This is a genomic window from Photobacterium sp. WH77 (assembly GCF_022014395.1).
Taxonomy (GTDB): Bacteria; Pseudomonadota; Gammaproteobacteria; order Enterobacterales; family Vibrionaceae; genus Photobacterium; species Photobacterium arenosum.
Genome location: NZ_JAKLTE010000010.1, coordinates 1 through 23,142 on the forward strand (window position 1 = coordinate 1; position 23,142 = coordinate 23,142).

The window sequence follows — 23,142 nt, forward strand, 5'->3', positions numbered from 1 at the left end:
CTTTTTGCCACAAAAGAGTACCTGGCGCGCATAAGAAAATGCTGAGGCAGGCGCAAAAGTCAAAGCGCGACATGCAAATTCATTAACTTTAAAGCTAACAACACCCCCTCCCATCGCACAAAAAACCACCAATCAAACGATTAACTCCTTAAAACCAAGCTAAGTCACTAAAAAGTAACTAATTGCTGGCTACACTGAAATGACTATCAGTGGAGAGATAAGGGGAAGGGTATGACAATGAAATCATTACAAGCAGATACCCTGTACCGCACCTGCACCTTAAACGGGCTGGATGCCGAGTTTTCATCAACCAAACATTTAGCACCCCTGAACGAAATTGTGGGGCAGGAGCGCGCTCAGCAGGCGGTTGAGTTCGCGATGTCGATTAAAGAGAAGGGCTACAACATATATGCCATCGGCCGGAACGGGCTGGGTAAACGGACTATGGTACTGCGTTATCTGAACCGCCATGATCCGAACGGGGATGCCACGCCACTGTATGACTGGTGTTATGTCGCCAACTTTGAAGAAACACGTACCCCTAAACTGCTGAAACTAAAGCCCGGCACGGGGATGCCGTTCAAAAAAGACATTGAAAAGCTGATGCTTCGCCTGGTGAAAGCCTTGCCGCTGGCGTTCGATAACGAAATGTATTATTCGCGCTCGGAACAGCTGAAAAATCAGTTGGCGGAGAAACAGCAAACTGCTCTGGGCAATTTAACCGAACAAGCGAAAGAGCAAAAGGTGAGTCTGACCCTGACGACTCAGGGCGATTATCAGCTGATTGCGATGAATGGTGAAGAGCCGCACACCGAAGAAAGTTTTGTCGCGCTGCCTGAAGAAGAGCAGGAAAAATTCGAAACGATTATCACGGCGCTGGAAGTGAAACTGCGCGGTATTGCGCGCCAGCTCACGGACTGGGAAGAAGAGTTTTCCGATAAAATCCAGAAGCTCAATGAAGAAGTGGCGCTGGAAGTCGTCTCGCATTTTGTTAAACCGCTTAAAAAGCAGTACCGCGGTCATACTGAGATAAAAGACTATCTCACGGCGATGCAGAAAGACATTCTGGAAAACCTCGATATCTTTTTAGAAGAAAGTGAAGATCAGGTCGCGCTGTCTTATGCCGCGCTGGATAAGAAAATGCCGCGTCGTTATCAGGTTAATGTGCTGGTCAGCCAGGAGACTGAACGCTTTCCGATTGTGGTGGAAGAAAGCCCTAACTATCACGCCATCTTTGGCTACATAGAGAACGCGACCTACAAAGGCACTGTGTTTACCGATTTCTCGCTGATTCGCTCCGGCAGTTTGCACCGTGCCAATGGCGGCGTGTTGCTGATGGATGCGGTGAAGGTGCTTGAGCGGCCCTATGTGTGGGACGGCCTGAAACGGGCATTGCGCTCACGCAAGCTGAACCTGAGTTCGCTGGAGCGGGAAGTCACGCTGTCGGGGACGATTTCACTGGAACCAGAACCCATTCCGCTGGATGTCAAAATCATCCTGTTCGGTGATTATCAGACCTATCAGTTACTGGTTCATTATGATCCCGACTTCAGTGAGTTGTTCCGTGTGACTGCGGATTTTGAAGATGAAATGGAACGCACCGATGAGTCTGAGCTGCAGTATGCGCGTTTTATTTCCAGCATCGTGCACGATAACGGCATGCTGCATTGCGACCGTAAAGCCATTGCCCGCATCATAGAGTACAGCTCCCGTCAGGCCGAGGATCAGAACAAACTGTCGCTGCACTCGGCGGATATCGCCAATCTGCTGCGTGAGACCAATTACACCGCCAGAGCCGCCAATGCCAATATGATCCGTGTCGCCCATGTCGAACAGGCCTTGCTGCGACAGGAAAAACGGGTTAGCCGCCTGCAGGATCAGATGCTGCATACCTTCAGGAACGGCACAACCCTGATTGATACTCAGGGTGATGTTATCGGTCAGATCAATGGTCTGTCCGTGGTATCGACCTCGGATCACCGTTTCGGCTTACCGAACCGGATCACGGCCACCACCTCTTGGGGGGAAGGCGAGGTGATGGATATCGAGCGTAGCGTGAAGCTGGGCGGGCGTATTCACTCAAAAGGCGTGATGATACTGACCGCTTACCTGTCGTCGCTGTTTGGCAAGAGCGCACGCATTCCGCTGACCACACATCTGACGTTTGAGCAATCTTACGGTGGCGTGGATGGCGACAGTGCCTCGATGGCCGAGCTGTGTGCCATTATCTCTGCGTTTTCCGGCTGCCCGATCAATCAGTCGATTGCGATTACCGGCTCGATGAATCAGTTTGGTCAGGCGCAACCGATTGGCGGTGTGAATGAAAAAATTGAAGGTTACTTTGATGTCTGTACCATCAAGGGGCGGCATAACAACCAGGGGGTGATTATCCCGCAGTCGAATGCCCATAACCTGATGTTACGCAAAGACATTCTCACCGCTGTTGAAAAAGGCGATTTCCACATCTGGGCGATTTCCCATGTCAGTGAGGCGATCAGCTTGCTCACCGGCAAAAATGCCGGTGACTGGCAGGACGATAATTACCCGCCGGAATCTGTACTGGGCATTGCGCAAAATAAGCTCAATGCGATGCGCAAATAAAACCGTGTGACAGGAAACCTGTTATCGGAAACAGAGAATGCCATCCAGCCGGATGGCATTTTTTTCGGCTATACAGGTTCGCGCTGGCGGGCGACAGAGAGAAAGGTCGCCATGGCCTGAACATCAAGAAAGCCGTCTGTCTTCTTGTGGCTGCGCAGAAACTGATAACCCGCCAGCACTTTGATTAACTCTTCTGCGCGAACACCGTCAAAAGGCTGGCCTGTGACATGCTCCCAGGCTGCCGCCAACGCCTCTTTGTCGACCACTTCAGCCTGTCGGTACAGGTAACCACAGCCGGTGGCTAACCACTCCAGTGAGCAATTGGCTTTCACCGCAATTTGATTGGCTTTTTGCAGGCTGGGTTCGCTGCCGTTGAGGTATTTGCGGATCAAGGCTTCATTCAGCTCAACCCGGCGGGCAAAACCACTGATACTTTCTTCGCCAATCAGGCTGCGCAAGCGTTGAGCAAATGACATAGACTCGTACTCTGGTTCGAAACTTGTGGGTTATATCATTGCCCGAGGGGGCGATCCAGCCTAGGATACGTTCAGCGAATTATTTCGGGCAATGAATAAAGGAGTATGGACCATGGTGGCAAACGTCGAACTGACGCCAAAAGGGCCGCAGCTTTCTGAATTGGTTCAGGGCTACTGGCGTCTGGCGGAGTGGGGCATGACCCCGCAGGAACGTCTGACCTTCCTGAAACAGCATATTGAATTGGGCATTACTACCGTTGACCACGCCGACATTTATGGCGGTTACACTTGTGAGCAATTGTTTGGTGAAGCGCTGGCGCTGGATCCCAGTGTGCGCGGGCAGATTCAGATCGTCTCTAAATGCGATATCAAGCTGTGTGGCAGCCAGTATCCCGAGCAGAGAATCAACCATTACAACACAGGTAAAGCGCATATTACTGAGTCGGTGAACAATTCACTGCAACGTCTGGGCGTTGAACAGTTAGATGTCCTCTTGATTCACCGCCCGGATGTGCTGATGGATGCCGACGAAGTCGCAGAAGCTTTTGCGGCGCTGAAACAGCAGGGCAAAGTGGCCCACTTTGGGGTGTCGAATTTTTCTCCTGCACAGTTTGATCTCCTGCAGTCACGTCTGGATGCGCCTTTGGTGACCAATCAGGTGGAAATCAATCCGCTCAACTTCGAGGTTTGCCATGACGGCACGCTGGATCAACTGCAGATGAAACGCACCAGGCCGATGGCATGGTCCTGCATGGCCGGCGGTGAGATCTTTAATGGGCAGTCAGAACAGGTGATCCGTGTTCGCAGCGAACTGGAAGCGATCCGCCAGGAAATCGGCGCCAGCTCCATTGATCAGGTGATCTACGCCTGGGTACGCCGTTTGCCGTCTAAGCCGTTGCCGATTATCGGTTCCGGTAAAATTGAGCGGGTTGAAGATGCTATCGCCGCGCTGGCATTTGAACTGAGCCGCGAACAATGGTTCCGTGTGTGGGTGGCGTCGAAAGGTCATGGTGTGCCGTAACCCGTTTTCACTCGGCCATAACGACACAACCCCGCATCTGGCGGGGTTGTGGTTTTTATCGCGCTAAAAGATTAGCCGCTTAATTTTTCTTCTCAGTGGCTGCTTTCAGGATTTCTTTGATGCGCTTGTTCGAGACTCGTTTAGCCATAAATCACTCCTTGTAAAAAGACTACTCATACTGAAAACGATCGATGCCACGATATTGAGTGACTTTGTCTAGTGACACTGTCACTTGTTGGGGTGCAGAATGTCACTCCGTTGCATTAGACCTTACTCCACTATAATGCCTGGCAGACTGAAAAAAGGGATCTGGATCAACCTCTCGGGAATTGATGTTCGGAATTTGCGAGCCGTACGCCTTACTATCAGGGCTATAACGGATTGTTTTTGATTGAGTCGCGAGCCATGAAAGAGATTGATATCCAAGGGATGACCCCTGCGCATTTACCGCAGGTGGCTGAGTTGTCGGTAGCAACAGAGCAGGTGGAATTCGTTGGTACAATGGAAGAGCTGCTGGTTAACATCGATGATAAGCTCCACCCGCACGTGATTCTGGATGGCAACACGGTTGTCGGCTTTTTTCTGATCGATACGCAGTACGGGCACAGATATGACTTCGCCCATCCAGAGGCGCTCGGTTTACGTGCTTTCTTTATCGATCATCACCATCAGGGCAAAGGTTACGCCAAGCGTGCGGTTCTGGCCCTGAAAGCGTTTCTGCTATCTGCTTATCCCGGTTTTGATCAGATTTATCTGACAGTGAACTGTAAAAACCCTGCAGCCAGACATTGTTATCAGCAGGGCGGGTTTATCGATACCCATGAGCTCTATCTCGGTGGAGCCGCTGGCCCGCAGCATATTATGAGAATGGTGCTATAACTCCCACAGCGCAGACTGGCTGAGCCAAACGGGTTATGTCACAGTGTAAGCGCTGATTTCAAACTATATTTTAATCACATCATCTATCTGCCAGAGGGATGCGCATGGACAGCAAACACTACGAAATCAGAACCATGAAACCGGACGAAGTCAGCATTGCTGTCGAATGGGCTGCGCAGGAAGGTTGGAATCCCGGCCTGCATGATGCCGACTCTTACTACTACGCCGACAAAACCGGTTTTCTGGTCGGTGTATTGGATGATGAACCGATAGCGACCATTTCGGCGATTCGCTACGATGCGTCTTTCGGTTTTATTGGCTTTTATATCGTCAAACCAGAATACCGCGGTCAGGGCTATGGCATACAGATATGGAATGCGGCACTGGCGCACCTGGAAGACTGCAACATCGGCCTGGATGGGGTGGTGGAACAGCAGGACAATTATAAGAAATCCGGCTTTCAACTGGCATACAGCAACCTGCGTTATGAAGGGCTCAGCGGCGGACAATCACCCGAGGATCACGCGATTGTGGCACTGACAGCACTGCCGTTTGAAACCGTCGCTGCTTACGATCAGCTTTTCTTTCCTGCTTCTAGACCCGAGTTTCTGCAACATTGGATTACCCAGCCAGACAGCCATGCATTAGGCATTCTGGAAAATGGCATGCTGGCAGGCATAGGCGTGATCCGCCAGTGCCGTAACGGCTATAAAATCGGCCCGCTGTACGCAGAGAATACCGATCTGGCCGAGCGTCTATTCGTCGCCCTGAAATCAGCGGTAGAACCCTCACAACCGCTTTTTCTTGATGTTCCGGAAATCAATCAGGCCGCCATCACACTGGCGGAAAAATACGACATGACGGTGTCGTTTGGTACCGCGCGTATGTACACCGGGGAGCAACCGGCATTACCGCTGGAGCGGTTATTTGGTGTGACCTCGTTTGAGATTGGGTGAGTCAGGCTTGTGTGAGGCGGGTAAACAGGTTTGATGGTATGTCGCGCTTTTAATCCGGAGCATCACTCCGCACTTTCTTATGCGCGCCAGGTACTCTTTTGGGGCAAAAAGAGTACCCAGAAATGCCTTGTTGTTCTCTGGCGCCGTCCGGGTCGGTTGCAGGCGTTCCCGGCACCGACAACCTAAAAATTCGTCCTGAATTTTTTCCCTCGGGTTGTGCCACCGATATACATTTTCAATTCGTCATTCCCGCGATAGGCGGGAATCCATACAGCGAGTACGATTCTTAAGGCTGAGAGATGCCTCAAACTCAAGCGCGACATACTTTCATGCACAAACATATTATCTAACACTCCAGAATAATTGCTTTTAATCCCTATCTTTTGTATGGATAATACACAAATTCTATAGGAGGACATTTATGTTAAAGAAGATCATTGGTTTCAGTTTTTTGGCTACAATTGCCACTTTTCCCAGCCTGGCTCAGGAACCTCTCAAAGGGTGCGACGCTAAAGCTTATGAGATACAGCAGCAAATCGAATATGCGAAAAGTAATGACAATACTCATCGTGTCGCCGGTCTGGAAAAAGCGCTAAAAGAAGTACAGGATCATTGTACGGATGAAGGATTAATGCGCGAAAGACTTGCAAAAGTTAATGAAAAAGAACAGGAAGTTGCTGAGCGCACGCTTGAACTGAAAGATGCCCAGGAATCTGGCAGAGCCGATAAAATTGAGAAAAGAATGAATAAGCTGCAAGAAGCAGAGGCAGAACTTTCCGCAGCAAGAAGTGAGCTGAATAAATAGGATCAGCTCACAGAGCCTGTACTGCAATAACCTGACCTCAATAAATCCACTCCCCAAGGGAAAAAATACATGGATGTATTTCAGGTTGTCGGCGCCGGAAGCGCCTGCAATCTGCCCGTCCAATAGCAATGAACCCAAAGGCATTTCTGGTGACTCTAATGCCAGCAAAAAGTCACTGGCGCGCATACAAAGATGCTGAGACAAGCCCCGAACTTAAGCGCGACAAACCAGCAACACCTCAGAAATTGCACTCGTTTTCTGAATTCCTGCCTGCGCGATAACGACGTCGGTAGCGTAAATATGCCTAAGATCGTTTTTGTCTAATAACGAGCTATAAACCCAAGTATTCAACTCCCCAAGGGGGAAAATTCAGGACGAATTTTCAGGTTGTCGGCGCCGGGAGCGCCTGCAATCTGCCCGGCCAATAGCAACGAACCCCAAGGCATTTCTGGTAACTCTAATGCCAGCAAAGAGTCACTGGCGCGCATACAAAGGTGTTGAGAGAAACACCGAACTTAAGCGCGACAAACCAGCAACACCTCAGAAATTGCACTCGTTTTCTGAATTCCTGCCTGCGCGATAACGACGTCGGTAGCGTAAATATGCCTAAGATCGTTTTTGTCTAATAACGAGCTATAAACCCAAGTATTCAACTCCCCAAGGGGGAAAATTCAGGACGAATTTTCAGGTTGTCGGCGCCGGGAGCGCCTACAACCGCCCCGGCCAACAGCAAAGAACAAAAAGGGGCTTTCTGGGTACTCTTTGCACCTACAAAGAGTACCTGGCGCGCGTACTGAGATACCAAATGAACCACCAAACTCAAGCGCGACATACCTTCAGAACCATTCCTTTATATCCTTACCCTAATATTCAGATCACCCTCAACACTCATCAAACACCAGCGCTGTCCCATAACTGCTGTTGATGTGGGTTTGGGTGTCGGGTGAAACCGACAGTTTGGTGCCGGCAGACTGCCTGCCTGAAACCGATTTGGCATGACACAGGCTGGCGCTGGCCCCCATACCGAGTTCAACCGTGGCCTGGTTGACGTGCAGAGGCTGGGCAGCGTGTTCGAGTGTGGCACCCATGGCCAGATCCAGCATCAGAACCTCTGTTTGACCACTGAGCACCAGCTTGCTGCCCATTTTACCGGTGGCTGCGAAACTGTCGCTGGCGATAGCGCAGCCGTCCACGGTCGCATCAATGCCAAATCTGGCGTCAAGGCGCTGAAGGGGTTGTGACGTGTAAATATGCACAGTCAGCGGTTCAACGCTCTCCCCATCGTCACCCGAGCGATTGCTGATCTGCAGGGTGTCCTGCTGTTCAGTCACCGTCAGCTTATCCAAGGCGGCAGCCTGACCTGTGGCTTCAAGATAGTTTTTGTCGCTGCAATGCACGTTAACCTCAAGGCCTTTTTCGACAGCCAGCTTATTGAATGCACGGACAGATTCTGTGCGTGTCTGCTCATCGGCAAAGCTGAAATTTATGATGCCGGTATACAGCGCAATACCAGCCAGGGCAGCAGGAAGAATCACTTTTTTCATGGTCGGTTTCATCGAATCATCACATCCGTTTTGTGGAAAGTGACGTTACCTAATCAATAGTCGTGCCAATATGCATCAAGGCATGCAGTACAGGCTGTATGCGGGTTGGCGCTGATTCGTTTCACAGCACCTCAGCGTATTGATATTAGTATTAGCTGAAAAAACTAACAGGTGGCAAATTTCGCCACCTGTTTTTTCTCGTTACGATTGTTTTTGTTATTGCCGGCCACGCTTTACATCATTCGGGACACCGTAAAGCGGGTTTGCTGAATAACACCATGCTCCGGATTCAACTGCCAGTCCGGATTTTCCATAAAGCCCAGGGCTGAGAAGCTCACGCCATCACTATCCTGCAGCTGCCAGGTCATCACTTTATCGCTGTCGGTAAAGTGGATCACCAGTTGCCCTTTGGCATTCACCACCCAGCTGAATGCTTCAGTCAGGGGCTGATCTGGCTGGTCAGCGTTCGGCACATTATAGGTGCCGTTACCGGAGAGCAGGCCGTCTGCATTGCTGACCGGTACACCGCTGAATGCCATGCTGTGGCCGTTATCCAGCGTCAGCAGGGCGGTGCTCAGCAGGTTGCTGGTAAAGGCCAGAGGCGTCGCCGTCCAGGGCGTGCCGCAGCTTGTGATGGCCTGATCATAGTCAGCCGGTGTCGCGCCGCTGTCGGTCGGGCTTTGCGTGCTGTCATTCCAGCCGGTGTCGAAGTCATCACACTGGGTCAGTAAACGGCCGGGCAGGGCACTTTGCACCAGTGAACCTGAGCCGATCGCTCCCTGGTCCTCGGTGATTCCGTCAGGCGTATTGTCCTTGACCCATTGCTCATCCAGCGTAAAGGTTTTCCAGCTGGTTTCACCGTTGGCCTCAGCTTCCGCCAGCAGAGAGAAGCTCTGCGTCCAGCTGGTGGCATTGGGGATATCACGGCCCTGAATCACCAGCAGATTGTTATCGATTTCCCATTGATAGCTCTCTGCTTTTTCGCCCGTCAGGCGATAGCCGAAGCCCTGGTTGTCGCCACTGTTGGTCAGGAAGGTGTAGCGGCTGCTCAGATCTTCACCCGGTTTGCCCCACAGGAAGGACTGGCTGGCCAGGCGATCAACCGTCACGGTGAGCTCACCTCCGGAGGTGCTTTGTTTGCACGTCTCGACGGCGGTATCAAACTGGGCTCTGGTGGCTGCCACTGTGGGGGCGCCACCGCTCATCTCGGAATCACCCGTTGTGCAGGGCGACAGGGTCGCGTTGCTGACAGGGACAGGATCGCCGGACTGACGGTAATCCAGGCTGCGCATCTGCCACAGGGCCTGCGTATCTATGATGTTGTCGCCGTTGCTGGCGTATTGCGAGAAGACGATAAACAGGTTTTGCTCATCGGTTTTGTTCAGCATCGCCCAGACTTCAGCATCGCCATTGCTGTTGAACAGCTTGATCATGCCGGAGGCGAACCCGTCTTTCTCGTTGCTGCCGGTAATACTCCAGGTGTAGTTGCCGGCCGCGACGCCATTGAGGTAACGCACAGCTGTGCCATTGTCTTCAAACTCATAAGCTTCGGTAGAGCCGGATTCTGACTGGCTGCCATAGCTGGTGCCGCTTTCCATCACCCGGTTGCGGCGCAGCGCGGTCAGTGCTTTGACATCGTTACTGCCCAGCGGCAGGTAGCCGCCACATTGCAGAATGATGTTATGCATTGTGTTGGCATCCAGCTCGAACGAGTTGGAAATCATGGCCTCGAACCGGCAACTGAGTTTGGTGGGATCCTGCGGATCTTCATCGTACTCATCGCTGACGCCATCGTTATCATTGTCAGGATCGGCATTATCACCGATACCATCGCCGTCGGTGTCGACGGTTTCGTTTTTATCTGTCGGGAAAGCATCTTCGCTGTCGTTCACGCCGTCACCGTCGGTATCGGGATTGAACGGGTCGGTTTTCAGCATCTCTTCCTGCACATCGGTCAGGCCGTCATTATCGTCATCCGGGTCGAGATTATCGCCAAGACCGTCGTAATCGAAGTCGGCGCTTTCATTAGGATCGTTCGGGAAAGGATCCGCGGCATCGATCACACCGTCACCGTCGCTGTCGGTTTTCAGCGCCGCATCATCCACGACTATGGGGAGATTGTTGTCGCCGAGCACGACGCGGTCATGGGCATCGAAGACCAGGTGGTGATGGGTGTCTAACTGTTTTAACACATCACGCAAGCGGCGAAACTCAGCCATGGGGACGGCGAGCTCGTCTTCACTGCTCACTTCCTGTTTGAGCAAGATGCCCAGCTGAACAATGGCCCGCGCTTTGACCGCAATATCGTCCAGGCCATTGGCAATGTAATCGCCCATCACCTGACTGGCACCGATACCCAGCGACTGCGCGGTGGCAGAAATCGCCGTCGACTCGCCCAGCCCTTCATACATATAAAGATGCACAATACTGGTGAGTGGGGTGACAGTGGTATAGCCGATCGGGGCCGACATTAAAAAGCTGTTACTGACCGGCGTGCCCGGATCGTCCAGATCCACTGTCTGTCCGGCAATCGCCAGCACGAAAGAGGCGTATTGCGACGGGTTTTCCAGCCCGTTCAGGGCAATTGATGCCTGGCCCGACGCGTTGGTTGTCCCCTGGCGATCGCCGGATTCAAAACGGAAATTCTGGCCCACATCCACCCAGGCCCGTGCGCTTTGCAGATACCCGTCAATGGCAGTAATGGTATAGGAAGGTATGGTTTTTACCGGCGCGACAGGCTGTTTGGCATCACCACCACAGCCAGCCAGCAGGCTGATACCAATCAGCCCACATGCGCACTCCCATGATCTGTTCATCATGTTCAGCCCCTAAGTCAAACGCACCGCGCTCCGCGGTCAAGAAGAAGGTGTCGCGGCTCTGCATCAGCACAGAACCGCTTTTTATTGCTTTCTAACTGTTAGCTTAGTGTTGTCCAGCTAGACCTTCATAAACGCCGGAGAAAATGGGTGTCGCGAGAATAAGAATGGACAGGTTTAGCAATGAGGCAAAACAGCAATCATGGTGTAAGATTATGAAACTTTTGCAGAATCACAGGGAGCGTTCAGAGTATGACAACAAGTTTTTTTGCAGCCGTGCTGGCATTATGGCTGTGCTGGTTATCCATGCAGGTGATTAAGGCACGCAGGCGGCATCAGATTGGTTACGGCGATGGGGGAAGCGAAGCAAAAGATCTGCAACTGGCCTGCTCTGCGCAGTCAAATGCGGTGAATTACATCCCAATTACCTTGATCTTGCTGTTTCTGCTCGAAGACAACGGCGGTGCTGGCTGGCTGATTGTGATTATCGGCTTGCTTTTCACGGCAGGCCGGGTGATTCATGGCCGTGGCATCTTAGCCGACAGCCTGAAAGGGCGGGTATTGGGTATGCAACTGACACTGTGGCCGATCATCGCACTGGCGGTCCTGAATCTGCTGTATTTTCTTTTCGGCTGAATCAAAGGGGCAGCCAACGTGCGCTGCCCCTTTTTGAAAAATAACCCTCAAGAACAGATTAAGCGAAATAAAGCACGCCCAGTGATGCGGGTCGGCTGGCGCCTGTCACTTCAGGTAAATTGCTCGGCAGGCCATGAATGCGGCGCTGCGCCAGCCAGGCAAAGGCCATGGCTTCCATGTAATCGCTGTCGACGCCATAGTCGCTGGTCGGGGCGACCTGCCAGTCGCTCAGCAGGGCAGACAGGCGCGCCATCAGTACAGGGTTTCGTGTACCGCCACCGCACACCAGTAACTGGGGAGCCGGGCCGGTTGTAAAGCGCCTGACCTCGTTGGCAATGGTCACGGCGGTGAACTCACACAGGGTGCGTTGCACATCTGGCGCACTGACAGCGCTATTGACCAGTTTGGCGTCAAGCCAGGGCAGATTGAACAGCTCCCGGCCGGTACTTTTGGGGGAGGGTTGCGCTAAATAGGGTTCGCTGAGCAAGCGGTTCAGTAAAGCCTCGTCCACTTTGCCCTGACTGGCCAGGTCGCCGTTGCGGTCAAATTTCTGACCGGTGTGCCGTTCGCACCAGGCATCCATCAGCATATTGCCCGGACCGGTATCAAAACCGAGCACCTTTTCATTGGGGCGAATCACGGAAATATTGGCAATCCCGCCTATGTTCAGCACGATCACGCTGGAATCGGTCGACTGGAAAATGGTCTTGTGGAAAGCCGGGACCAGCGGCGCGCCCTGTCCGCCCAGCGCCATGTCTTTGCGACGAAAATCCGCGACGGTATCAATGCCGGTTTTCGCGGCGATGATATTGGCATCGCCAAGTTGCAGGGTGAACGGTGCATCGCCTAAGGGCTGGTGATACACAGTCTGACCATGATTGCCGATAGCGCGGATCTGATCGGCCCGGTAACCGGACTTGTCCAGCAGGGCATTGACGGCATCGGCAAACAAATGGCCCAGCAGGTGGTCCAGCTCGCCGATTTCAACCAGCGTGGTCTGCTGGCCGATACAGACATTGAGCAGCCGCTGTTTGAGCGAGTCTGGCATGGGATAGTCATCATGGGCCAGCAATTGAATGCGGTCGCCGTCAAAAGAGACTAACGCCGTGTCTACCCCGTCCATGCTGGTGCCTGACATGACACCGATATACAACTCCTGAGTCATTCCTGTTCTCCCGATCTGTTGTCGATCGCTGTTCAGTGAAATTTTGCTATGGCACATAGTGTCCCAGACTGCCGGCCAACACGATATCTAAATCGTGCTCTGAACAGTATGGCGTGAGCAGATTGTGAATAGGCTTACAACTCTGTACGGTGAAAGCCAGGCCGTCTTTACAGGGCGTCGCCGTGTGAAGCCTGTGCGCAGTCCAGGATCATCACACAGAGTCATCAACATTGAGAAACCGACTCTTCCTGACTAGGCTTGCTGGTAAGTGCCGAAATAATAAATAAAATTTGTTTTGGTCTTTTCAGTATTCTAGCAGGAACCTCTATGTCCGACTTCTGGCAAAAGAACCTGTCGACGGCTAAAACCTTTCGGCAGGATTTACACCGCCATCCTGAGCTGGGATGGCAGGAGCACCACACGGCCGCCGCCATTCGTGATCGCCTGACCGCAATGGGTATCGACTGGCGACCTTGCGCGCAAACCGGCACGCTGGCGCATATTGCGTCTGATAATCCTGACGGTCGCCACATTGCCCTGCGGGGTGACATCGATGCTTTACCGATTAATGAAGACAGCGGCCGCACCTGGTCATCACAGCAGCAGGGCTGTATGCATGCCTGCGGTCATGATGGCCATACGGCGGCGCTGATGGCAACGGTCGCCTGGCTGAAACAGCATGAAGAGACGCTGCCCGGCCCTGTCACTTTTCTGTTTCAGCCCGCGGAAGAAGGCGGGCACGGTGCGCGGGAAATGATTGCTGATGGGGCGCTCGAAGGGGTGGATGAAATTTACGGCTGGCACAACTGGCCGGCGATCCCGTTCGGTAAGATGATCTGTCCGGATCATCTGGTGATGTGCGGTAACGCCACGTTTTCCATTACGGTAAAAGGACGCGGCGGCCATGCCAGCCAGCCGGAACTCTGCGCCGATCCTGTGCTGGCGGCGTCGGCAATTACCCTCAATTTGCAGCAGATCATCAGCCGCCGCTTACCGCCTCAGCACGCCGCCGTTGTCAGTGTGACCTCAATAGAAGCCGCCAGTGGTCTGACGGTGATCCCACAGCAGGCGGTGCTGAGTGGCAGTATCCGGGTGCCTGACGACCAGACCAAAACCCGAATCAATCAGCTGATCGAAGAGATCAGCCATCATACTGCCATGAGTTATGGCGTGGACTGCGAGGTGACCATCCAGCCGCGTTACAGTGCCACGATTAATCATGCCAGACAGGCCGAAAAAGCCCGTACTGCCTGGCTGGCTGATCAAGGCCAGCAACTCGACCATACCATTTCCCTGCCTGTGATGGCCTCGGAAGATTTCAGCTATTACCTGCAGCAGTTGCCCGGGGCGTTTGCCCTGATCGGAGCCGATGACGGCGAGCCTGTCCATCAGCATCCCTGCCACAGTCCACACTACGATTTTAATGATCGACTGCTCGAAAAAGTCGTTCGCTGGTATGCCCGGCTTGCGGGGGCGCCATTACCGAACTACACAGGGTAGAGAGGGTTAAAAAAATCAAAGGGCTGTTGAAGGCTGGCTGAGCGAATCAGCACAGCGCAACAGCCCTGTTCACACCAGAGATTTTAAAGCACAAGGAGATGTACGATGAGCATTTTTGACCAGCGCGAATCCGAAATCCGGGCTTACTGCCGGGTCTACCCAGTCGTTTTTGATACGGCTTTCAATGCCAGGCAGACAGATGAGCAGGGTAAAGAGTACATCGACTTTTTTGCCGGTGCAGGGGTGTTGAACTTTGGACATAACAACGAACGCATGAAACAGGCGGTGATCGACTATCTCCAGCGCAATGGGGTGACACACAGCCTGGACATGCACACCAGCGCGAAACGCCGGTTTATGGAGCGGTTTCATCACGTCATTCTTGAACCGCGCAACATGCCTCACAAAATGCAGTTTATGGGGCCAACCGGTACCAATGCCGTCGAGGCGGCACTGAAACTGGCACGGCGGGTCACAGGACGGCATGAGGTTGTCGCCTTCCAGCACGGTTTTCATGGCATGACCTTAGGCGCACTGGCCTGTACCGCGAATCAGTACTTCCGGGGCGCGGCAGGAGTGCCGCTGACCCATGTGTCACATACCGCTTTCGGCGCCCAAGGCAAAGCGGCAGAGCAAGCTTTGCAGGCACTGGAACTGCTGGAAGCCAGCTATCAGGACGGTTCAAGCGGCGTCACGCCACCGGCGGCGTTTATGGTCGAAGTGGTGCAGGCCGAAGGGGGCGTGAATATTGCCGATAAAGCCTGGCTGCAGCGGCTGGCATCGCTGGCGAAATCGGTCGGTGCATTGCTGATTGTTGACGATATTCAGGCTGGAATGGGGCGAACCGGCTCGTTTTTTAGTTTCGATGATTACGGCATCGACCCTGATATCGTTTGTCTGGCAAAAGGGCTGGGCGGTATGGGCACCCCGATTGCGATGAATCTGGTGAAACCCGAGCTGGATAAACACTGGTCGCCGGGTGAGCACACAGGCACCTTCCGCGGGCAGTGTCTGTCTTTTGTGGCGGGCTGCGAAGCACTGAGTTATTTCGAAGACAGTCACCTGATGGAAGAGGTGCAGCAAAAAGGCGAGATGATGCATGCAGCACTGGCGCCGCTGGCGGATCTGGCCGGGGTGGACGTGCGCGGCAAAGGCATGTTGTACGGCGTCGATGTGGGCCTTGGCGAGCTGGCGAAAACCATTGTCGGGCGCTGTTTCGAAGCAGGGCTGCTGGTCTCGGCCTGCGGCAGCGGCGGCCGGGTGATCAAGCTGATCCCGCCTCTGACAACGCCGGAGGCGGACTTGCAGTCAGGGCTGGCCATTCTGGTGGAAGTGACGCAAAACGTGCTTCGGGAGGCGGTATGAAAAAACGCGACGATATGACCTTTCCTTTTGAGGAATATGAGCGACGTCTGGGCGAGTTGCGACAGCGTATTGCCCAGCGCCAGCTGGATGCGGTGGTGATCACCGATCCGGAAAACATCATGTACCTGACCGATTACCAGACAACCGGCTATTCCTTCTTTCAGGCGCTGGTGGTGCCGCTGGAAGACGAGCCCTTCATGATCACCCGGGCGATGGAAGAGTCGAACATTTTTGCCCGGACCTGGATTGAACGGACCCGGCCCTATCCCGATACCGGAGATGCGATTCAGATGCTGGTGGATGCGTTGCGGGAATTCGGACTGTCGCGCAAACGCATCGGTTATGAAAGGAACAGTTACTTCTTTCCGGCCTATCAGCAGGACACCATACACACCACGCTGACCGAAGCGAAATTGCTGGACTGCTTCGGCATTGTCGAACAGGGACGGATCTGCAAATCGCCGGTCGAAATCGAACTGATGCGCAGGGCGGCGGTTGCCACCGAAGCCGGTATGAAAGCCGGCATTGCGGCCTGTCAGGCCGGAGTGACAGAAAACGAAATCGGCGCGGCCATCAGCTCGGCGATGTTCAAGGCGGGCGGGGAGCCCCCTGCTGTGATGCCGTACGTGACATCCGGGCCCAGAACCATGATAGGTCATGCAACCTGGGAAGGACGGGTAGTGCAACCGGGCGAGCACGTGTTTCTCGAAGTGGCCGGCTGCTATCGTCGCTATCACACCGCCATGATGCGCACTGTGATTCTGGGTGAACTGACCGATTCCATGCATAAAGCGCAGGAAACCATGAAGCTGGCGCTGCAATCGCTGCATGCCTATATCCAGCCCGGGATGACGGTGTCGGATGCGGATAACCTGATCCGCAATATCATTTCTCACAATGATGTCGGGGCCAGGCTGATCACCCGCTCCGGCTATTCCATCGGTATCGCTTTCCCGCCCAGCTGGGACGAAGGGTATATTGTCAGCCTGAAACAAGGCGAGTCGACCGTGCTGCAAGAGGGTATGACGTTTCACATCATTCCCTGGATGTGGGGAGTGGATGGCGACAAAACCTGCGGGATTTCCGATACCATTGTTATCACGCCAGATGGCTGCGACTCTTTTTTCACTCTGCCGAAAGACTTCACAGTCTTACCCGAACAGGGCAAACCGGCCAAGCCTGACGCTGCCACATCCAACGTGTCGTCTGACAAAGCGACATCCATAGATAAAGCCCGCAAAGGCAAACAGCAACAGGCTAACGGATAGCCTATTAAGGGGGAGATATGTCTTTAAAAGCGATCAATCCGGCCAATGGCACCCTGATTGAAGAATACCCGAGGCTGAATGCCGATGCGCTGGCCAACCAGATTAAAGCGGCGAGAGCCGCGCAAGCTGACTGGCAGCGCTTAACCTTTGCCGCGCGCGGCGAGGTATTGCGTCGCGTCGCAGAACAGTTGCGGGAGCATAAAACCCGTTTAGGCGAACTGATGACACTGGAAATGGGTAAGCCGGTGAAGGAAGCCGGTCCCGAAGTGGAAAAAGCGGCCTGGTGTGCCGAGCATTATGCCGAGCATGCTGAAGCTTATCTGGCGGATCAAAGTCTGCCCTCTGATGCCAGCCACAGTTATGTCTGCTATCAGCCCTTAGGCACAGTGCTGGGCATTTTGCCCTGGAATGCGCCGTTGTGGCTGGCGTTCCGGTTTCTGGCGCCGGCGCTGATGGCCGGGAACACCTGCGTGATGAAGCACGATCCGCACGTGCCGGGTTGTGCCCGCGCGATCGCAGAAATGTTTTCACTGGCAGGGGCGCCCGCCAATATTATGGTCAACCTGCCGGTTGGCAATGAACTCGCCGAGCAGGCGATCCGCCATCCCGACATTGCGGCGGTTTCGTTTACCGGTTCTGATCGGGCTGGCGCGAAAGTTGCCGCGACCGCAGCCAGTGAGATCAAACCGGCAGTGCTGGAGCTGGGCGGTTCCGATCCCCTGGTGGTGCTGGCTGATGCTGATCTGGAAACGGCCGCTGATGTCGCGACACTGTCACGCATTATCAACGCCGGTCAGTCCTGCATTGCCGCCAAGCGGATTATTGTTGAAGCGCCTGTGTATGACATCTTTACCCAGCTGGTGGAAAGACGGCTGACGCTGCTGAGAGTCGGCGATCCCGCTTCGCCGGACACAGATGTCGGGCCGCTGGCCCGTGATGATCTGCGCCAGAACCTGCATCGTCAGGTGCAGGCAACGATAGACGCTGGCGCACGGTGCCTGATGGGCGGGCAACCAGAGGCTGGGTTAGGGTATTTTTACCCGGTGACTTTGCTGGCGGACGTGACACCTGAAATGTGCGCGTTTCGTGAAGAAACCTTTGGCCCTGTGATGGTGCTGGTCAAAGCGGATGATGCGGAACATGCGCTGCGGCTGGCTAACGACACGGCGTACGGACTGGGGGCCGGGGTCTGGACGGCTAACCCGGCACAGGCTCAGCGTTTTATTCGCGAATTGCAGGCAGGTCAGATTGCCGTGAACGGTATTGTGAAAACAGATCCCCGCCTGCCGAGCGGCGGCATTAAACGCTCGGGTTACGGGCGGGAGCTGGGACCGCAAGGCATTCACGAGTTTGTGAATGCCAAGCAGGTTTGGGTGAAGTAACGGGTATCGAAAGCGCGCTGCAGGTACCAGTCACTAGGGTTGAGTGGCTGGTACCGGTTCGCTGTTTTGCTGTTGCAAGCGGGCAGAGCAGCGGTATAAATAGCCCGCCACAACCAGCACACAGGCAGTGGACAGGAACAGCGCCGGGCCGCCGTATAGCGACAAGATAATACCGCCAGCCAATGGCGATAAACTCACGCCGATAGATGCCAGATTTCCTGCCCCGAAATACGCGCCGCGCAGATGATCCGGTGCCGCTCTGTCAATCAGCAGATTGAAAGTCGGGAACAGAATCACCTCGCCCAGGCTCAGCACAAAGGTGGCCAGCAGCCAGTACCACTCAGGGGCATCAAGCGGGAAACTGGCATACAGCACAAAGGCGCTGGCAAACAGAGCAACGCCCAGATACACACGGCGATACAGTGACCAGCCACTGAGCAGTTTCAGCAACGGAAATTGCAGCAGCACAATCACACTGGCATTGACAAAAATCATGCTGGTGTAAAGTGCGATGACTTTATCACCCAGACCATTGAGATACTGTACCAGCGAGGTTTCCTGATGCAGGTAAGCGTACATCACCAGAGTGTTGGCCAGAATCAGTACCATGAATGCCTTGTCACGCGCTAATACTTTCAGGGTCTGGCTGAAATTCTGTTCGTTTTTGGGTGGCTGCGGGGTGTTGCGGATCTGCCAGAAAGCCAGAATAAAACACACGCTGTAGATCAGGTAAGCCAGCGCCACCAGATAAAAAGAGGATTGCTCACCGGTAAAGCCAAGCTGTAAGCCCACTAACGGCCCGAAAGCCGCACCCAGATTGATGCAGTAATAACGCACCTGGTGTGCCATTTCCCTGACAGGGATCTCAGGCAATAAGTCCGAAATCATTGCCCGTGCCGGCGGTTCCAGCATAGCTCGGCTGATGCCCGCCATCAGCGCCCCGGCAGCATATAGCCAGCTTTGATCTGCCTCGGCCAGAATGACAAACGTCGCAACATGGGCCAGACAGCTGATGATCAGTAAATTTTTCCGGCCGAGCTTATCAGACAGGTAGCCCACATACAGGGCGACAACAGCGCCGCCGAGTGCCGCCAGACTCATTATGGTGCCGATTTCAATTTCAGACAGACCAAATTTCCGGTGCAGCATCACGGCCATATAGGGCCAGACCATAAAAAAAGAGGCGCGGGTCAGCAGAGTACCGATTAACACGGCCCAGATAGGTGCCGAAAAACGGCGTACGTGAGACAACTCCATGTCTTTGATTTTCCTTTGAACTATCAAGTGGTTCATAGTGTCATAGCCCCTGATTTTTGTCTGTAATTTTTCTATTCAGGCAGCAAATTATTCTATTGTTCGATTTATTCGAATTAGTTACTCAATTTCAACCAGTGTTGTTTGGCTGTGACTGCCACTACACTTGCTCTCAATCGAGGAAGACAGGGCTGAGACCCGTGCGTGAGCAAGTCAGTACAGCTTCTGTCACTTTTAACGATAACAACTTTGAATGCCTATTTTTGTTCAATTTTTTTGAGGAAACCCTTATGAATACTTCTTTTATTAAACGCCTGTTAACGTCTTCAGACAGTTTTGCCCCTCTGGCGCTGCGTGTGCCTGCCGGTATCATTTTCATGGCCCATGGTGCACAAAAACTCTTTGGTGCTTTTGGTGGTAATGGCCTGGAAGGCACTGGGCAATGGATGGCATCGATTGGTCTGGAGCCTGGCATGCTGATGGCGTTTCTGGCCGGTAGCGGTGAGTTCTTCGGCGGCCTGTTTATCCTGATCGGTTTACTGACACGTCCGGCAGCCTTGGTGCTGGCAATCACTATGATTGTGGCTATTGTGAGCGTTCACTTACCGAATGGTCTGTTTATGTCTAACGGCGGCTACGAGTTTGGTCTGTCGCTGCTGGCAATCGCGGTATCACTGGTTTTCTCCGGGGCTGGCAAATTGTCGGCTGACTCACTGCTGGCAAAACGGGTTCGCTAAGGACGCGTTTACCCTGACATATTCCTTTATCGACATCATTTAAGAGGTGACATTATGCTGGAAATCAGACGTGCTGCAGATCGTGGCAGAGCTTCGTTCGGATGGCTTGACAGTCGTCACACCTTCTCGTTCGGTCATTATTACGATCCCGAGCATATGGGTTATTCGGCGCTGCGGGTGATCAATGATGATACCGTCCGCGCCGGTGCCGGGTTTGATACCCATGGTCATCAAGACATGGAAATTATCAGCTATGTGCTGGAAGGCGAAATTGCCCATAAAGACAGCGCAGGTAACATCAAGCGTTTGCCTGCGGGTGAATTTCAGCTGATGTCGGCCGGTAAAGGGATATATCACAGCGAATTCAATGCCTCGCAGCAAGACACACTGAAATTTCTGCAAATCTGGATTCAGCCGGATCAGCTGGGTGGTGAGCCGGGCTATCAGCAGAAAGACTTTGGTCAGCGTGAAGGCTTGACCCCAGTGATCACACCGGACGGTGAGAACGGCACTTTGTCAATTAAGCAGGATGCCCGGCTCAGCCAGCTGATATTAGCGGTTGGTGAATCCCTGACCCTGACACAGCAGGCCGGACGCAGGTTTTATCTGCATCAGATCAAAGGCCAACTGACGGTAGAAGGGGAGATCTTATCACCGGGGGACGGACTGAAGGTGGATCATCGGCCTGAGCTGATTGTATCCAATCAGGGCGATGTTTCGGTCACAGCTCTGGTGTTTGACTTACCCTAAAGGTTTTCCGAACGGCCAAGATTGCTTACACTAGCACAGGGGCCGCTTATCTATATGTGATTAAATACAGCCGTGATGTCAGACAGCTGTGATGACAGACAGGTTGTGATTGCAAACAGATAAGCGGCCCTTGTTTGCCACGTGGTGTGGCAGTTCGCAATGACAAGGCAATGGCCTGAGGAGAAAAAATGACAACAGCGAAGATTGGGATTGTCACCGTCAGTGACAGGGCGAGTGCGGGTGTGTATGAAGACCTTTCCGGACAGGCGATCATTGATACGCTGAAAGCGTATCTGACCTCGCCGTGGGAACCTGTCTACGAAGTGATTCCTGATGAGCGTGATGTCATTGAGTCCACCTTAATTCGCATGGCTGATGAAGAAGAGTGCTGCCTGATAGTCACAACCGGCGGAACAGGCCCGGCAAAACGGGATGTCACCCCGGAAGCGACAGAAGCTGTGTGTGATCGCATGATGCCTGGTTTTGGTGAGCTGATGCGTGCCGAGTCACTCAAGTTTGTGCCAACCGCTATTTTGTCGCGTCAGACCGCAGGACTGCGCGATGATACACTGATCGTAAATCTGCCCGGTAAGCCTAAGTCTATCCGTGAATGTCTGGACGCGGTATTCCCGGCCATCCCGTATTGTATTGATCTGATGGAAGGGCCTTATCTGGAAAGCGATGAAAGCGTGATTAAGGTGTTCCGTCCAAAACAGAAATAAAGTGCTGCTTTCCCTGTTGGTCACCGCGTCACACCGGCAGGGAAAATCTCCCCTCTTCTCCATCTTACTGATTTTGCAATCTACACTTTAAACACTATCCCCAAGTTACCTGTGTAGAGCGTTAAGAGGTCAGTGCTATGGAAAGCTTCATCCGAACCCTGCCGAAAGTTGAACTGCATGTCCATATTGAAGGGACATTAGAGCCAGAACTGATGTTTGAACTGGCGCAACGCAACCAGATCCCTTTGCCCTATGCCAGTGTTGAAGAAGCCCGGGCCGCTTATCAGTTTGATGATCTTCAGTCTTTTCTGGATATGTATTATCTCGGTGCAGCTGTCCTGCAGACTGAGCAGGACTTTTACGATCTCACCTGGGCCTATTTGCTGCATTGTCAGCAGGATCATGTCATGCACACGGAAATCTTTTTTGATCCGCAAACCCATACTGAGCGTGGCGTGACATTCCAGACCGTGATGGCTGGTATTACACGGGCACTGGCAGACGGGGAGCAGCAGTTATCGATTTCAAGCCGGCTCATCATGTGTTTTCTGCGTCATCTCAGCGAGGATGCGGCGTTTGAAACTCTGGCCCAGGCGATGTCGTATCAGGAATACATTATCGGCGTTGGGCTGGATTCTTCTGAGCAGGGTCATCCGCCTGAAAAATTCCGTCGTGTGTTTGAAAAAGCGCATGAAGCCGGATTTCTGACCGTCGCCCACGCGGGCGAAGAAGGGCCTGCCAGTCACATTCGTGATGCGATGTCGCTGCTTCGGGTGTCCCGGATTGATCATGGCGTGCAGTGCAGCCAGGATCCGGCGCTGGTGGAGGCGTTGGTTCGCAATCAGATGCCTTTAACTGTCTGTCCCTTATCGAACGTTAAACTTAAAGTGTTTGATCACATGGCGGATCACAACATCATTGAGCTGCTGCGAAAAGGGGTGTGCGTGACGATCAATTCCGATGATCCGGCTTATTTTGGGGGTTACATGACGGACAATTTTCTGGCTGTAGCCGCGGCGTTTGAGGTAACAAAAGAAGAAATGGCTTTATTTACCGCCAACGCTATCAGGGCCAGCTTTTTGCCGGATGAAGAAAAAGCGCAGTTGCAGGAGCGCCTGGAGCATTATCTGTCTGTTCAGCTCCATCCGATACTGTAAAACAGATAAAAAAAACGCCTGTCAAAGGCATGACAGGCGGGGGAAATAAATCAACTCAAACTGCGTTAAAGACCCTGGCGGTTTTCCGTTCCGGGCATCTTTGCTGCA

At 53.3% G+C, this 23,142-nt stretch carries 19 protein-coding genes; 14 read left to right on the plus strand and 5 right to left on the minus strand.

What is annotated here, in order from left to right; translation table 11 throughout:
- Window positions 1-231 precede the first annotated feature (231 nt).
- Complete coding sequence (locus L6J37_RS11650) at window positions 232-2,601, plus strand: Lon protease family protein (protein WP_237795205.1); 2,370 nt, start codon at window positions 232-234, stop codon at window positions 2,599-2,601.
- 68 nt (window positions 2,602-2,669) lie between these two features.
- Here L6J37_RS11650 and L6J37_RS11655 read toward each other — a convergent pair whose 3' ends face one another.
- Window positions 2,670-3,077 carry an XRE family transcriptional regulator gene (locus L6J37_RS11655; protein WP_192014352.1) on the minus strand — a complete coding sequence of 136 codons (408 nt, stop codon included), beginning with the start codon at window positions 3,075-3,077 and terminating at the stop codon, window positions 2,670-2,672.
- A 112-nt stretch (window positions 3,078-3,189) separates the two neighbouring features.
- Here L6J37_RS11655 and L6J37_RS11660 point away from each other — a divergent pair, with 112 nt between their 5' ends.
- The 4 genes from L6J37_RS11660 (at window position 3,190) to L6J37_RS11675 (ending at window position 6,738) form a co-directional block, all read left to right on the plus strand.
- On the plus strand, window positions 3,190-4,098 hold the full coding sequence (locus L6J37_RS11660; RefSeq protein WP_237795207.1) for an aldo/keto reductase: 909 nt from the start codon (window positions 3,190-3,192) through the stop codon (window positions 4,096-4,098).
- Between the two features lie 405 nt (window positions 4,099-4,503).
- Window positions 4,504-4,977: a GNAT family N-acetyltransferase gene (locus L6J37_RS11665; RefSeq protein ID WP_442957012.1), complete on the plus strand. Its 474-nt coding sequence runs from the start codon at window positions 4,504-4,506 to the stop codon at window positions 4,975-4,977.
- A 104-nt stretch (window positions 4,978-5,081) separates the two neighbouring features.
- On the plus strand, window positions 5,082-5,933 hold the full coding sequence (locus L6J37_RS11670; RefSeq protein WP_237795208.1) for a GNAT family N-acetyltransferase: 852 nt from the start codon (window positions 5,082-5,084) through the stop codon (window positions 5,931-5,933).
- A 421-nt stretch (window positions 5,934-6,354) separates the two neighbouring features.
- Window positions 6,355-6,738, plus strand: coding sequence for a DUF1090 domain-containing protein (locus L6J37_RS11675; RefSeq protein WP_237795210.1), 384 nt, complete (start codon window positions 6,355-6,357; stop codon window positions 6,736-6,738).
- An 881-nt stretch (window positions 6,739-7,619) separates the two neighbouring features.
- Here L6J37_RS11675 and L6J37_RS11680 read toward each other — a convergent pair.
- Window positions 7,620-8,282 carry a GIN domain-containing protein gene (locus L6J37_RS11680; protein WP_237795211.1) on the minus strand — a complete coding sequence of 221 codons (663 nt, stop codon included), beginning with the start codon at window positions 8,280-8,282 and terminating at the stop codon, window positions 7,620-7,622.
- A gap of 233 nt (window positions 8,283-8,515) precedes the next feature.
- Window positions 8,516-11,101, minus strand: coding sequence for a hypothetical protein (locus L6J37_RS11685; RefSeq protein WP_237795212.1), 2,586 nt, complete (start codon window positions 11,099-11,101; stop codon window positions 8,516-8,518).
- A gap of 249 nt (window positions 11,102-11,350) precedes the next feature.
- Here L6J37_RS11685 and L6J37_RS11690 point away from each other — a divergent pair, with 249 nt between their 5' ends.
- Window positions 11,351-11,734 carry an MAPEG family protein gene (locus tag L6J37_RS11690; protein ID WP_237795213.1) on the plus strand — a complete coding sequence of 128 codons (384 nt, stop codon included), beginning with the start codon at window positions 11,351-11,353 and terminating at the stop codon, window positions 11,732-11,734.
- Between the two features lie 58 nt (window positions 11,735-11,792).
- On the opposite strand, the gene L6J37_RS11695 is transcribed toward L6J37_RS11690, so the two are convergent.
- On the minus strand, window positions 11,793-12,899 hold the full coding sequence (locus tag L6J37_RS11695; protein ID WP_237795214.1) for an anhydro-N-acetylmuramic acid kinase: 1,107 nt from the start codon (window positions 12,897-12,899) through the stop codon (window positions 11,793-11,795).
- 327 nt (window positions 12,900-13,226) lie between these two features.
- Between L6J37_RS11695 and doeB2 the strand changes: the two genes are divergently transcribed.
- The 4 genes from doeB2 (at window position 13,227) to L6J37_RS11715 (ending at window position 18,414) form a co-directional block, all read left to right on the plus strand.
- Window positions 13,227-14,399: a N(2)-acetyl-L-2,4-diaminobutanoate deacetylase DoeB2 gene (doeB2, locus tag L6J37_RS11700; RefSeq protein WP_237795215.1), complete on the plus strand. Its 1,173-nt coding sequence runs from the start codon at window positions 13,227-13,229 to the stop codon at window positions 14,397-14,399.
- A 105-nt stretch (window positions 14,400-14,504) separates the two neighbouring features.
- Window positions 14,505-15,764, plus strand: a complete 1,260-nt coding sequence (locus L6J37_RS11705; RefSeq protein WP_161446411.1) for an aspartate aminotransferase family protein — start codon at window positions 14,505-14,507, stop codon at window positions 15,762-15,764.
- Entirely contained in the window at window positions 15,761-17,032 is a 1,272-nt protein-coding gene (gene doeA / locus L6J37_RS11710) for an ectoine hydrolase (protein ID WP_237795216.1), read from the plus strand. The genes L6J37_RS11705 and doeA overlap by 4 nt, the downstream gene beginning before the upstream one ends.
- A gap of 17 nt (window positions 17,033-17,049) precedes the next feature.
- A complete protein-coding gene (locus L6J37_RS11715; protein WP_237795228.1) occupies window positions 17,050-18,414 on the plus strand; it encodes an NAD-dependent succinate-semialdehyde dehydrogenase in 1,365 nt (454 codons plus the stop codon).
- A gap of 33 nt (window positions 18,415-18,447) precedes the next feature.
- Here the strand turns inward: L6J37_RS11715 and L6J37_RS11720 are convergent, their stop codons facing one another.
- Complete coding sequence (locus L6J37_RS11720) at window positions 18,448-19,671, minus strand: MDR family MFS transporter (protein WP_237795230.1); 1,224 nt, start codon at window positions 19,669-19,671, stop codon at window positions 18,448-18,450.
- Window positions 19,672-19,958: 287 nt separating this feature from the next.
- On the opposite strand from L6J37_RS11720, the gene L6J37_RS11725 reads away from it, so the two are divergent.
- The 4 genes from L6J37_RS11725 (at window position 19,959) to L6J37_RS11740 (ending at window position 23,034) form a co-directional block, all read left to right on the plus strand.
- A complete protein-coding gene (locus L6J37_RS11725) occupies window positions 19,959-20,405 on the plus strand; it encodes a DoxX family protein (protein WP_237795232.1) in 447 nt (148 codons plus the stop codon).
- A 54-nt stretch (window positions 20,406-20,459) separates the two neighbouring features.
- Complete coding sequence (locus L6J37_RS11730; RefSeq protein WP_237795235.1) at window positions 20,460-21,155, plus strand: pirin family protein; 696 nt, start codon at window positions 20,460-20,462, stop codon at window positions 21,153-21,155.
- A gap of 188 nt (window positions 21,156-21,343) precedes the next feature.
- Window positions 21,344-21,877: a molybdopterin adenylyltransferase gene (gene mog, locus L6J37_RS11735; protein ID WP_120512318.1), complete on the plus strand. Its 534-nt coding sequence runs from the start codon at window positions 21,344-21,346 to the stop codon at window positions 21,875-21,877.
- Between the two features lie 137 nt (window positions 21,878-22,014).
- The gene (locus L6J37_RS11740; protein ID WP_237795237.1) at window positions 22,015-23,034 is read left to right on the plus strand and encodes an adenosine deaminase; all 1,020 of its coding nucleotides are present in this window, start codon (window positions 22,015-22,017) and stop codon (window positions 23,032-23,034) included.
- Window positions 23,035-23,142 lie beyond the last annotated feature (108 nt).

Coding starts and splice junctions, on each gene's coding strand:
- L6J37_RS11650 (WP_237795205.1), top strand. CDS start 232: ATGACAATGAAATCATTACAAGCAGATACCCTGTACCGCACCTGCACC.
- L6J37_RS11655 (WP_192014352.1), bottom strand. CDS start 3,077: ATGTCATTTGCTCAACGCTTGCGCAGCCTGATTGGCGAAGAAAGTATC.
- L6J37_RS11660 (WP_237795207.1), top strand. CDS start 3,190: ATGGTGGCAAACGTCGAACTGACGCCAAAAGGGCCGCAGCTTTCTGAA.
- L6J37_RS11665 (WP_442957012.1), top strand. CDS start 4,504: ATGAAAGAGATTGATATCCAAGGGATGACCCCTGCGCATTTACCGCAG.
- L6J37_RS11670 (WP_237795208.1), top strand. CDS start 5,082: ATGGACAGCAAACACTACGAAATCAGAACCATGAAACCGGACGAAGTC.
- L6J37_RS11675 (WP_237795210.1), top strand. CDS start 6,355: ATGTTAAAGAAGATCATTGGTTTCAGTTTTTTGGCTACAATTGCCACT.
- L6J37_RS11680 (WP_237795211.1), bottom strand. CDS start 8,282: ATGAAAAAAGTGATTCTTCCTGCTGCCCTGGCTGGTATTGCGCTGTAT.
- L6J37_RS11685 (WP_237795212.1), bottom strand. CDS start 11,101: ATGATGAACAGATCATGGGAGTGCGCATGTGGGCTGATTGGTATCAGC.
- L6J37_RS11690 (WP_237795213.1), top strand. CDS start 11,351: ATGACAACAAGTTTTTTTGCAGCCGTGCTGGCATTATGGCTGTGCTGG.
- L6J37_RS11695 (WP_237795214.1), bottom strand. CDS start 12,899: ATGACTCAGGAGTTGTATATCGGTGTCATGTCAGGCACCAGCATGGAC.
- doeB2 (WP_237795215.1), top strand. CDS start 13,227: ATGTCCGACTTCTGGCAAAAGAACCTGTCGACGGCTAAAACCTTTCGG.
- L6J37_RS11705 (WP_161446411.1), top strand. CDS start 14,505: ATGAGCATTTTTGACCAGCGCGAATCCGAAATCCGGGCTTACTGCCGG.
- doeA (WP_237795216.1), top strand. CDS start 15,761: ATGAAAAAACGCGACGATATGACCTTTCCTTTTGAGGAATATGAGCGA.
- L6J37_RS11715 (WP_237795228.1), top strand. CDS start 17,050: ATGTCTTTAAAAGCGATCAATCCGGCCAATGGCACCCTGATTGAAGAA.
- L6J37_RS11720 (WP_237795230.1), bottom strand. CDS start 19,671: ATGGAGTTGTCTCACGTACGCCGTTTTTCGGCACCTATCTGGGCCGTG.
- L6J37_RS11725 (WP_237795232.1), top strand. CDS start 19,959: ATGAATACTTCTTTTATTAAACGCCTGTTAACGTCTTCAGACAGTTTT.
- L6J37_RS11730 (WP_237795235.1), top strand. CDS start 20,460: ATGCTGGAAATCAGACGTGCTGCAGATCGTGGCAGAGCTTCGTTCGGA.
- mog (WP_120512318.1), top strand. CDS start 21,344: ATGACAACAGCGAAGATTGGGATTGTCACCGTCAGTGACAGGGCGAGT.
- L6J37_RS11740 (WP_237795237.1), top strand. CDS start 22,015: ATGGAAAGCTTCATCCGAACCCTGCCGAAAGTTGAACTGCATGTCCAT.